The 11,109-nt window shown below is 73.9% G+C and carries 8 protein-coding genes and 1 pseudogene; 4 read left to right on the forward strand and 5 right to left on the reverse strand.

Annotated elements, in window-relative coordinates; genetic code table 11:
* Window positions 1-331: 331 nt before the first annotated feature.
* From ABZY57_RS30000 to ABZY57_RS30020, 5 genes are read right to left on the reverse strand one after another with little or no spacing between them, the layout of a single operon-like run.
* Window positions 332-1,642 (reverse strand): DUF58 domain-containing protein, encoded by a 1,311-nt coding sequence (locus ABZY57_RS30000; RefSeq protein WP_356517244.1) that lies wholly within the window; start codon window positions 1,640-1,642, stop codon window positions 332-334.
* Window positions 1,642-2,604 (reverse strand): MoxR family ATPase, encoded by a 963-nt coding sequence (locus ABZY57_RS30005; protein ID WP_266908295.1) that lies wholly within the window; start codon window positions 2,602-2,604, stop codon window positions 1,642-1,644. The genes ABZY57_RS30000 and ABZY57_RS30005 overlap by 1 nt, the downstream gene beginning before the upstream one ends.
* The gene (locus ABZY57_RS30010; protein WP_356517246.1) at window positions 2,601-3,899 is read right to left on the reverse strand and encodes a DUF4350 domain-containing protein; all 1,299 of its coding nucleotides are present in this window, start codon (window positions 3,897-3,899) and stop codon (window positions 2,601-2,603) included. Before ABZY57_RS30010 ends, ABZY57_RS30005 begins: the two co-directional genes overlap by 4 nt.
* Window positions 3,896-4,564 (reverse strand): DUF4129 domain-containing protein, encoded by a 669-nt coding sequence (locus tag ABZY57_RS30015; RefSeq protein WP_356517248.1) that lies wholly within the window; start codon window positions 4,562-4,564, stop codon window positions 3,896-3,898. The genes ABZY57_RS30010 and ABZY57_RS30015 overlap by 4 nt, the downstream gene beginning before the upstream one ends.
* A gap of 7 nt (window positions 4,565-4,571) precedes the next feature.
* The gene (locus ABZY57_RS30020) at window positions 4,572-5,819 is read right to left on the reverse strand and encodes a hypothetical protein (RefSeq protein WP_356517250.1); all 1,248 of its coding nucleotides are present in this window, start codon (window positions 5,817-5,819) and stop codon (window positions 4,572-4,574) included.
* Between the two features lie 253 nt (window positions 5,820-6,072).
* On the opposite strand from ABZY57_RS30020, the gene mtrA reads away from it, so the two are divergent.
* The 4 genes and pseudogenes from mtrA to ABZY57_RS30040 all read left to right on the forward strand — a co-directional run.
* Window positions 6,073-6,762, forward strand: a complete 690-nt coding sequence (mtrA, locus tag ABZY57_RS30025; protein WP_274552971.1) for a two-component system response regulator MtrA — start codon at window positions 6,073-6,075, stop codon at window positions 6,760-6,762.
* A gap of 2 nt (window positions 6,763-6,764) precedes the next feature.
* Complete coding sequence (gene mtrB, locus ABZY57_RS30030) at window positions 6,765-8,828, forward strand: MtrAB system histidine kinase MtrB (protein ID WP_356517253.1); 2,064 nt, start codon at window positions 6,765-6,767, stop codon at window positions 8,826-8,828.
* Window positions 8,821-10,665 carry an LpqB family beta-propeller domain-containing protein gene (locus ABZY57_RS30035; RefSeq protein WP_356517255.1) on the forward strand — a complete coding sequence of 615 codons (1,845 nt, stop codon included), beginning with the start codon at window positions 8,821-8,823 and terminating at the stop codon, window positions 10,663-10,665. Before mtrB ends, ABZY57_RS30035 begins: the two co-directional genes overlap by 8 nt.
* Window positions 10,666-10,816: 151 nt before the next feature.
* Window positions 10,817-11,109, forward strand: a pseudogene (locus ABZY57_RS30040) (hypothetical protein); the annotation flags it as partial.

Below are 11,109 nucleotides of genomic sequence, written 5' to 3' on the forward strand. Positions count from 1 at the left end.
CTGCAGGGGGGACCCTGTGGGAGAGTAGGACGCCGCCGAACAATCATTGTGGGAAAGCCCCGCACCAGCCCTTACGGGTTCGGTGCGGGGCTTTTTTGCGTTTACGGCCCATATCCGGTGATGGCGATCGTGCCGGCGGAGGCCTGACAGCCGCCATCCCGGAGTTGACGACCGGCCGTGGCGAGCTGTCGGAGTCATCAGCGTGAGGGAGGTCAGATCGTCGGTGCTGCACCTGCCACTGGTCTTCCTGGTGCTCGGCCGGTGCTGCGAAGCCATGGTGTCCTCCTGGCGGGTGCGCGCGGCAGCGCATCCAGGGGGGCCGTGCGAGGGGTCAGAGGCGGCCGGCGGCCTTGAGGGACAGGTAGGCGTCGGCCAGGGCGGGGGCCAGGGTGTCCGGGGTGGCGTCGACCACGTGGACGCCGTGGCGGGTGAGCTGGTCCGCCGTACGGCGGCGGGCGGACTGGGACTGGGTGCCCGCGGCGGCTTCGTAGACGGCTTCGACGGTGCCGCGGGACCTGGTCATCTCCGCGACGTGCGGGTCGGAGACCGAGGCCAGCAGGACCGTGTGGCGCTGGGTGAGGCGGGGGAGCAGCGGAAGCAGGCCCTCTTCGACGGGGGCGGCGTCCAGGCTGGTCAGGAGGACCACCAGGGAGCGGCGCGGGGCGCTGCGCAGGATGGTGGAGACCAGGGTGCGGGAGTCGGTTTCGACGAGTTCAGGTTCCAGGGTGGCCATCGCGTTGACGAAGGCCGGGAGGGTGTCGGCGGCCGAGCGGGCCTGTACCTGGGCGCGGAGGCGGCGGTCGTGGGCCAGGAGGTCCACGCGGTCGCCCGCGCGGGTGGCCAGGGCGGTGAGGAGGAGGGCCGCGTCCATCGCCGAGTCCAGGCGCGGTGCGTCGCCGACGCGGCCGGCGGCGGTGCGGCCGGTGTCGAGGCAGATCAGGATGTGGCGGTCGCGTTCGGGGCGCCAGGTGCGGACGGCGACCTTGTTCTGGCGGGCGGTGGCCCGCCAGTCGATGGAACGGGTGTCGTCGCCGGGTACGTAGTCGCGCAGGCTGTCGAACTCCGTGCCCTCACCGCGGGTCAGGACGCTGGTGCGGCCGTCGAGTTCGCGCAGGCGGGCGAGACGGGAGGGGAGGTGCTTGCGGCTCGCGAAGGGCGGCAGGACGCGGACCGTCCAGGGGACGGTGTGGTGGCCCTGACGGGCGAGCAGGCCGAGCGGGCCGTACGAGCGGATCGTGACGCGGGCCGCCTGGCGGTCGCCGCGGCGGGTGGGCCGCAGGCGGGTGGTGAGGCGGCGGCGTTCGCCCGACGGGACCGTCAACGTGTGCCGGGAGGCGGCGACTTCGGTGCCGGGGAGCCAGCTGCTCGGGGGCCAGGCGTCGCGGATCCGGGCACGGAGCGCACGGGGGGAGGGGTTGGTGATCGTGAGGTGGACGTCGGCGGATTCGCCGAGGCGTACCGACGTGTCGCCGGAGCGGGCCAGTTGGAGCGTGCGGACCGGGGCCGCGAGGGCGTAGTCGACCGCGCAGGCCAGGGCGATGGGGGCGTTGACCGCCAGCATCCCCGCCCAGCTCGGTCCGAGGATGCCGACGGGGATGCTGCCGAGGGCCGCGAGCAGGGCGGCGCGTCCGGTGAACGCCATCAGCGCGGGACGGGGACGTGGGTGAGGATCGCGGTGATGACCGCGTCGGCCGTGACGCCCTCCATCTCGGCCTCGGGGCGCAGTTGGACGCGGTGGCGCAGGGTGGGCAGGGCGAGGGCCTTCACGTCGTCGGGGGTGACGTAGTCGCGGCCCACGAGCCAGGCCCAGGCGCGGGCGGTGGCCAGCAGCGCGGTGGCGCCGCGGGGGGAGACGCCGAGGGTGAGGGAGGGGGACTCGCGGGTGGCGCGGCAGATGTCGACGACGTACGCGGCGATCTCCGGGGAGACACTGGTGGCCTCGACGGCCTTGCGGGCGGCGTCCAGTTCGGCGGGGCCGGCGACCGGGCGGATGCCGGCGGAGTGCAGGTCGCGGGGGTTGAAGCCGGCGGCGTGCCGGGTCAGTACGCCGATCTCGTCCTCGCGGGAGGGGAGGGGCACGGTGAGCTTCAGGAGGAAGCGGTCGAGCTGGGCCTCGGGGAGGGGGTACGTGCCCTCGTACTCGACCGGGTTCATCGTGGCGGCGACGAGGAACGGCTCCGGGAGCTTGCGGGGGGTGCCGTCGACGGTGACCTGGCGCTCCTCCATGGCTTCGAGGAGGGAGGACTGGGTCTTGGGGGGCGTGCGGTTGATCTCGTCGGCGAGGAGCAGGTTGGTGAAGACCGGGCCGTTCTGGAACGAGAACTCCGCGGTGCGGGCGTCGTACACGAGGGAGCCGGTGACGTCGCTCGGCATCAGGTCGGGGGTGAACTGGACGCGCTTGGTGTCGAGTTCGAGGGAGGCGGCGAGGGCCCGTACGAGGAGGGTCTTCGCGACGCCGGGGACGCCTTCGAGGAGGACGTGGCCGCGGCACAGGAGGGCGACGACGAGACCGGTGACGGCGGAGTCCTGGCCGACCACGGCCTTTCCGATCTCGGTGCGGAGCGCCTCCAGGGCGGAGCGGGCGCTGTCCGTGGTGGCCGTCATGAGGTGCGGACCTCCCTTTCGAGGGCGTCGAGGTGGTCGGCGAGCGCGATGAGCGCCGCGTCGGTGGTGGGGGTGGTGCCGAAGAGCAGGGCGTCCGGGTCCGGGGCGTGCGGGGGCCCGGCCGTGAGGCGGGCCGCGACCGCGGGGACCAGGGAGGCGGGGTCGTGGGCCCGGGTGGCCGGTACGCCGACCAGCGCGGCCAGGCGTTCGCGCGCCGCGGCGCGCAGCACGGTCGCGGCGCGGTCGCGGGCGCCGGCCTTGCGGTACAGGCGGGCGCGTCCCTCGGTGGCCTCGGAGGCGCGGATGAGGACGGGCAGGTGCTCGGTGACGAGCGGGCCCAGGCGCCGGGCGCGCCAGAGGGCGGCGACGGCGGCGGCGAGGAAGAGCTGGAGCAGGGCCCAGCTCCAGCCGGCGGGGATCAGGTCGAGGAAGCTCCGCTCCTCGCCGGTGCCTTCGGCGTCGGGGTTGGCGTCCGCGAGGGACGGCAGGTACCAGACGAGGGTCGGGCGGGAGCCGAGGAGCTGGAGCGCGAGGGAGGCGTTGCCCTCCTTGGCGAGGGTCTTGTTGAGGAGGATGGCCTCGGAGCCGAGGAGGACGGTGTCGCCGCCGCGGGTGCCGGTGGGCAGGACGAGGAGGGTGGGGTGGCCGGCGTCGGGGTAGCAGGCGATGGCTCCGGGGGTGCCGGTGGTGTAGCTCGGGCCGCCGCCGGTCGCGGCGCGGCCCGCGGTGATGGCGGCGGGGAAGGTGCAGGTGCTGCCCGGGTCGAGGTTCGTGGCCGGGGAGCCGTCGTGGGTGCGGGTGCCGGGGGCCAGCGCGGGCAGGCTGAGCGCGGTCGGTGCGAGCAGGACGGTCCGGCCGCCGGAGAGGTCGATCGCGGAACGGATGTCGCGGAGCTGGGTCTCCCCGAGCCGGTCGGGGTCGGTGACCAGCAGGGTCGTGCCGGGTCCGGCGGCGTCGGCGGCCTGCGCGGCGGTGGTGACGACCCGGGTGGTGACCCCGCGGTCCCCGAGGAGCTCGGCCACGGCCCGACTGCCGAAGGGGTCGGCGGAGCGGGGGTCGAGGTAGCCGTGCCGGGCGCCCGAGTTCAGGGCGGCCAGGGCCAGCCCCGCGGCGAGGAGCACCGCGAGCGCGACGAGGAACCCGCGGGCGCGGGTCCAGAGGTCCCGGGGCCGTGGGCCTGTGGCGGTCGTACGGGGAGGGGTGGCGGCGTCGCCCGGTGGCGTGGCGACGGCTCCGCCGGCCGCTGCCGAGCGGACCGGGGGCGTGGGGGCTGCGCCGGGGGCGGTGTGGGTCATGCGGTGGGGCCCGTCAGGAGGGGCTTCGTGCGGGACAGGGCCTGGTCCAGGGTGGTGAGGGCCGCGTACATCTCGGCGTTCGCCGGGTGGGCGCCGTAGGTGACGTCGTCGAAGGTGCGGGCCGCCGTGCGCAGGGCCGTGGCGTGGGACGGGAGGGAGACGGCGGCTTCGGCCGCCGCCTCGTCCGCGGTGCGGCCGGGGCGGGGGTCGAGGAGGGTGCGCTCCTCCAGGGAGCGGACGACGGCGCGCATGCGCTCCTGGACGGCCTCGCTCCAGCGGCCCTCGCCGGCCAGTGCCTCGGCGGCGGCGCGGTGGTCCGCGGCGCTGCGGACGCCGTCGTCGAAGAGGGTGCCCGCGGCGCGGGCGGCGCTGCGGCTCGGGGCGCCCAGGCGCCACCAGAGGGCGGCCACGAGGAGGAGCACGAACAGGGCGACGGCCAGCAGGCCCAGCGTGCCGCCCGGGGTCGCGCCGGAGGCACGGTCGAAGAGGTCCCCGACCCACTCCCAGAAGCGGTTCAGGGCCCTCTGGAGCAGCCCCGGGTCGTTCTCGTGGTACACGGGCTTGGACAGCTCGTGGCGGGCGGCCTCACGGGCGGCCTCACGGCCGATGGTGACCTGTGGTGTGGGTGGTGGCGTCTGGGTGAGCAGGCCCCCCGTGCTCCTCATTCCCGCGTCAGCCTCCGGTCGGCGGCGTGGTGGTGCCGTAGTTCTCGATGCCCGCCGCCCGGGCCAGCTCCAGGTCGAGGGCCTCGCGCCGGATGCGCTGGTCGACGTAGAGCAGGACGGTGACGCCCGCCTGGATCGGCATGGTGATCGTCAGTCCGATGACGACGCCGATGGCGGTCACGATCAGGTAGCCCCAGCTCGTGGCCCCGGTGCCGTCGGCCATGCCTTCGAGGCCGCCGCCGAACACCAGCCCGCCCACGAGGGTGAGGGGGAAGACGATGAGGGCCGAGACGAAGCCGGTGATGATGTTGGTCAGGAGCGTGATGCCGAAGATCCGCCACCAGGATCCCTTGACCAGCTTCGAGGAGCGGACGAGGGACTTGCGGACCGTCGCCTTCTCCAGCATCAGCGCGGGCGAGGCCAGGGAGTACCTGATCCAGAGCCAGAGGATCAGGCCCAGGGCGATGAAACCGCCGAGGACGGCGAGGACGGCCTGACCGGCGAGGGCGCCGGGCAGGACCAGCACGGTGAAGAGGAGGCCCGCGCCGATGCCCAGGAGGAGGGTCAGGCCGAACAGCCGGGCGAGCTGCGGGCGGGCCTCGCGCCAGGCGGCGCCGATCGAGGAGCCCTGGCCGAGCACCGCGCGGCTGAAGATCATGGTGAGCATCGCGGTGGCCACGATGGCCCCGATGAGCTGGATGAACCCGTTCGCCGCGGACAGGGCCACGAAGGAGCCGAGGGCGTCGATCTGCTCGTCCAGGGGCGCGTCGCTCGACTGGTCCAGTGCGACGTCACCGAACGCGTACTTCTGGATGAGCACGCTCGCGAACTGCACGACGACGGCCACGACCAGCGTGATCGGCAGCACGGCGCGCCAGTGCCTGCGCATGGTGGTGACGGCCCCGTCGAGGATCTCGCCCATGCCGAGGGGACGCAGCGGGATCACGCCGGGCTTCACCGTCGTGGGCTGGGTGCCCCAGCCGCCCGGCCCCGGGGAGCCGCTGCCGTACGCACCCCAGCCGGTGTTCGGCCCGGGAGCCGCGGGGGGCTGCGGCTGCTGCCCGGTCGGCGGGGTCTGGCCCGGGGTCGGGGTCGGGCTGGACCACTGGCCCGGTGGCGGCTGCTCGGCGGACCACTTCGAGCCACTGGAGCCGCCGGAGCCGGCCGGATCGCCGGAAGGTGGCCGCGTAGCGGGGGAGCCCTCACCGTCGGACGGGGAGGATCCGGGCGTAGCCCAGCCCGGAGAGTCGTTCATCGTCGCTCCTTCACGTGCACCGCGGGGTGTGGGGCGCTTGGTCCGGCTGCCATCGTGCCATGTGACAACCTCGAAAGGACCAACCGTCCCCAACGGACCAGGGGTCCTCCGGTTCCCGGGACGTTCCTGCCTTCGTGTGACGGCCGGATCCGGGGCACACTGGGCGCCCTGATCTCCACGCAGGTCCGAGGGACTATTTCCAGCCCCTTTGGCTGTGGGACAGCTCACCGCCGGGTAACGATTAGCTAATGGGATGATGTCAACCATGAAGGGACGCGTCCTTGTCGTCGACGACGACACCGCGCTGGCCGAGATGCTCGGCATTGTGCTGCGTGGAGAAGGTTTTGAGCCGTCGTTCGTAGCGGACGGCGACAAGGCACTGGCTGCCTTCCGGGAGGCGAAGCCGGATCTCGTGCTGCTCGACCTCATGCTGCCCGGTAGGGACGGCATAGAGGTGTGCAGGCTGATCCGCGCCGAGTCGGGCGTACCGATCGTCATGCTCACCGCCAAGAGCGACACCGTTGACGTGGTCGTGGGCCTGGAGTCCGGGGCCGACGACTACATCGTCAAGCCGTTCAAGCCGAAGGAGCTGGTGGCCCGCATCCGGGCCCGCCTGCGCCGTTCGGAGGAGCCCGCACCCGAGCAGCTCACCATCGGTGACCTGGTCATCGACGTGGCCGGGCACTCGGTCAAGCGGGAAGGCGCCTCGATCGCCCTGACCCCGCTGGAGTTCGACCTGCTGGTCGCGCTCGCCCGCAAGCCCTGGCAGGTCTTCACCCGCGAGGTGCTGCTGGAGCAGGTCTGGGGCTACCGCCACGCGGCGGACACCCGCCTGGTCAACGTGCACGTCCAGCGGCTGCGCTCCAAGGTCGAGAAGGACCCGGAGCGCCCCGAGATCGTCGTGACGGTGCGCGGGGTCGGCTACAAGGCCGGACCGAGCTGAACATGACACCCGGCAAGCCCCGTGGCCGCTCCCGCTGGGGAGCGCTGCGGGGCGGCCGGATGCTCCGGGAAGGAGCGCCCGGCGGCCCCGTGCTGCGGCTGTTCGTACGCCTCGTACGCCGGCCGCTGCTTCCGGCTGTCCGGCTGTGGCGGCGCAACATCCAGCTCCGGGTGGTCGCCGCGACCCTGCTGATCTCCCTCGCCGTGGTCCTCGCCCTCGGGTTCGTCGTCATCGCACAGGTCAGCAAGGGCCTCCTCGACGCCAAGGAGGAGGCCGCGCAGAGCCAGGCCGCGGGCGGCTTCGCGGTCGCACAGGAGAAGGCCAACACGCCCTATACGGCGGACGGGCCCGACGCCTCCGACAACAAGGTCGGCCGGGACGCCAGTACCTGGATGAACTCCCTGGTCAAGCAGCTCGCCAGTGGCGGGCAGAGCGCCTTCGAGGTGGCGGCGCTGGGCGCCGGCACCGGAACCGGCGAGGAACAGCCGGCCCGCGGAGCCCTCGGAGGCGTCCGCGGAGCCCGCGCCTCCGGCAACGTCGACCCGGCCGCCAGCGTCCCGCTGGGGCTGCGCCGCAACGTCAACCACGCGACCGGCGCCTTCAAGACGTTCTCGCAGATCCGCTACACCGACGCCGGGGACAAGCTGCCCGAGCCCGCGCTCGTCATCGGCAAGCGGCTCACCGACATCAACGGCGATCCGTACGACCTGTACTACCTCTTCCCGCTCACCCAGGAGGAGGAGTCCCTCAACCTGGTCAAGGTCACCATCGCCACCGCCGGGCTCTTCGTCGTGGTCCTCCTCGGCGGGATCGCCTGGCTCGTCGTGCGGCAGGTCGTCACCCCCGTACGGATGGCCGCGGGGATCGCCGAGCGGCTCTCGGCGGGGCGGCTCCAGGAGCGGATGAAGGTCACCGGCGAGGACGACATCGCCCGTCTGGGCGAGGCCTTCAACAAGATGGCCCAAACCCTCCAGAACAAGATCCAGCAGCTGGAGGACCTCTCCCGGCTGCAGCGCCGGTTCGTCTCGGACGTCTCCCACGAGCTGCGCACCCCGCTCACGACCGTCCGCATGGCGGCGGACGTCATCCACGACGCCCGCGCCGACTTCGACCCGGTCACCGCGCGCTCCGCCGAACTCCTCGCCGGACAGCTCGACCGCTTCGAGTCCCTCCTCGCCGACCTACTGGAGATCAGCCGGTTCGACGCGGGCGCCGCCGCCCTGGAGGCCGAGCCGATCGACCTGCGGGACGTCGTGCACCGGGTCATCGTCGGGGCCCAGCCGCTCGCCGATCACAAGAACACCCGGATCCGCGTCCTCGGCGACACCCAGCCGGTGATAGCCGAGGCCGACGCCCGGCGCGTGGAGCGGGTCCTGCGCAACCTGGTCGTCAACGCCGTCGAGCACGGCGAGGGCCGCGACGTGGTGGTCCGGCTCGCCTCGGCGGGCGGGGCCGTCGCCGTGGCCGTACGGGACTACGGAGTCGGGCTCAAGCCCGGCGAGGCCACCCGCGTCTTCAACCGCTTCTGGCGCGCGGACCCGGCGCGGGCGCGCACGACCGGCGGTACGGGCCTCGGCCTGTCCATCGCCGTCGAGGACGCCCGGCTGCACGGGGGCTGGCTCCAGGCGTGGGGCGAGCCCGGCGGCGGCTCGCAGTTCCGCCTGACGCTGCCGCGCACCGCCGACGAGCCGCTGCGCGGATCGCCGATCCCGCTGGAGCCCGAGGACTCCCGGGCCAACCGGGCGAGGGCCGCTGCGGAGGGCTCCACGGCGGCCGGGCAGCGGGCGCAGCAGGCGGGGCGCACCGACCGGTCGCCGATACCGCCGAGGTCGCCCGTCGCGGGCGCGGTGCCGGTACCGGCAGACCCGACGGCGCTGCCGGGCAACGGGGCGCGGGTCGTGACCCGGCCGGGACCGGCGGAGCAGGGGAACGGTTCCGGGGGCGGGGCGGCGGACGCGCAATCCGGCGGGACGGCGGGAGCAACCGACCGAGAGGGTGGAAACGGTGGAGCGGGAGCAGCCGGCGGAACCGGTGCAACCGGCGGAGCGGGTGGATCGGATGGGTGATGAGCCGGGGCGGTCGCGCCGGCGCACGCCGCGCGCCCTGAGCGCCCTCAGGGCCTGCGCCCTCGGGGCGGCCGGTCTGCTGTTCGCCGGCTGCGCCTCCATGCCCGACCACGGCGAGGTCCGTCCCGTGGAGGCTTCCCAGGGAGTCGACTCCCAGGTCCGCGTGTTCGGCGTGCCGCCGGCCGCCAAGGCCAGCCCGCAGGAGATCGTCGACGGCTTCCTGGAGGCGATGACCAGCGATGATCCGCAGCTCCAGACCGCCCGCAAGTACCTCACCGACGAAGCGGCGAAGAACTGGAAGCCCGGAGCGGCGGTCACCGTGCTCTCCGCCGGCCTCGACCGGTTCTCCGTACCGGGCGAGAAGGACCCGGCGGCCCCCCGGTTCAAGATCGCGGGCAAGATGCTGGCCACGGTGGACGAGCGCAGCGCGTACCAGCCGGAGACCGGCGACCGGCGCTACGAGCAGTTCCTCCAGCTCATGCAGAAGGACGGCGAGTGGCGGATCGCGACCCCGCCCAGCAGCCTGGTCCTGAGCGAATCCGACTTCCAGCGCATCTACATGCCGGTCAACAAGTACTACTTCGCGGGCGCCACGCTCGTCGCCGACCCCGTCTACGTGCGCCAGCGCAGCGACCCCGACTCCCGGATGGACCCCACCACCCAGACCGTCACCTCGCTGCTGGCCGGCCCTTCCAAGTGGCTCGGGCCGGTGGTCACTTCCAGCTTCCCGACCGGTACGGAACTGCGCGAGGGCACCAAGTCCCTTTCGGTCGACGGTCAGAACACGCTGCGCGTGCCCCTGAACAAGAACGCGGACGACGTCGACGAGCCCCAGTGCCAGCGGATGGCGACCCAACTCCTGTACACGGTCAAGGACCTGACGGGTTCCCGGGTCGACCGGGTCGACGTCCTGCGCTCCGACGGCACGCCGCGCTGCCAGGTGTCCGAGGCGGCCGCGGCCGTGCTGGCCAACCGGCCGCTCTCGCCCGGCCACCAGTACTACGTGGACGCCGAGCACCGGTTGCAGCGGTTGAACCTGGACCCCAACCGTGAGGACGAGCAGGAGCCGCCGACGCCGGCCCCCGGGCCGCTGTCCGGGAACCCGGCCTTCAAGGTGGGCTCCGCCGCCGTGTCCTACGACGAGAAGCGTGCCGCGGTCGTCTCCGAGGACGGGCACGGGCTGTACGTGGTCAACCTGACCACCGCCGGAGCGATGCCGCCGCCGCTGCTGACCGGCAAGGGGGCCAAGCCCAACGGGCTCGCCACCCCGACCTGGGACGCGGCGGGCGATCTGTGGGTCGCGGACCCCGACCCGCAGGACGCGACGCTGTGGCGGCTGCCCGGCGGCACCGGGACCCCCGAACGGGTGGAGGTGTCCGGGCTGGCCGGCGGGCGGATCACGGGGCTGAAGGCCTCGCCCGACGGGGTGCGGATCGCGCTGCTGGTGCAGCGGGAGAGCCGCAAGTACCTGTACATCGGGCGGATCGAGCGGCCCGACGCGAAGGGCGACGTCTCCGCGGTCTCGGTGCGCGAACTGCGCCCGGCCGCTCCGCAGCTCGCGGACGTGACGGCGATGAGCTGGGCGCCGCGGGGCCGGCTGCTGGTGGTGGGCCGGGAGAGCGGCGGCGTCGTGCAGGCCCGCTACATGCTGGCCGACGGCTCGATGGTCGGGGCCGGGCTGCCCGGGGCGACCGGGCTGGTGGCGGTGGCCGCGAGCGAGGACGAGAAGAAGCCGGTGGTCGCCGAGTCGCTGGAGGACGGCATCGTGTGGCTGCCGCCGGGGGCGCAGTGGCGCACGGTGGTGGCCGGCGGGCAGGCTCCGGTCTATCCGGGCTGAGGGCGGGCCGGGGTCTGGCTGACGGCTTGCTGACGGCGGGCTGACGGCGGGCTGACCGGTCCGGTCCGGGCCGGGACCCGTGTGGCCTGCCCTTTCCGTGGTTGTCCACAGGGGTGGTGGAGGGCTGTCCGCGCCCGGCAGGGTGGAGGCCATGCGGGAGTGGTGGCGGGTGCTGGCCGGAGAGCTCGCCGGGCTGGTGCTGCCGGTCGCGTGCGCCGGCTGCGGGGCCGGCCGCGCGGTGCTGTGCGGGACCTGCGGGTCGGAGCTCAGTGGGGCCGGGGCGGGCCCGGTACGGCCGTCTCCGCGCCCCGCCGGGCTGCCCGCGGTGTATGCGGCCGCCGTGTACCGGGAGGCCGTACGGGCCGTCGTACTGGCCCACAAGGAGCGCGGAGACGGCCGTACCGGGCCCGCCCCGGCCCCACAGAGCCCCCACCCGCAGGTCCC

Origin of the sequence: Streptomyces sp. NPDC006450, from assembly GCF_040612195.1 — a bacterium.
Classification (GTDB): domain Bacteria; phylum Actinomycetota; class Actinomycetes; order Streptomycetales; family Streptomycetaceae; genus Streptomyces.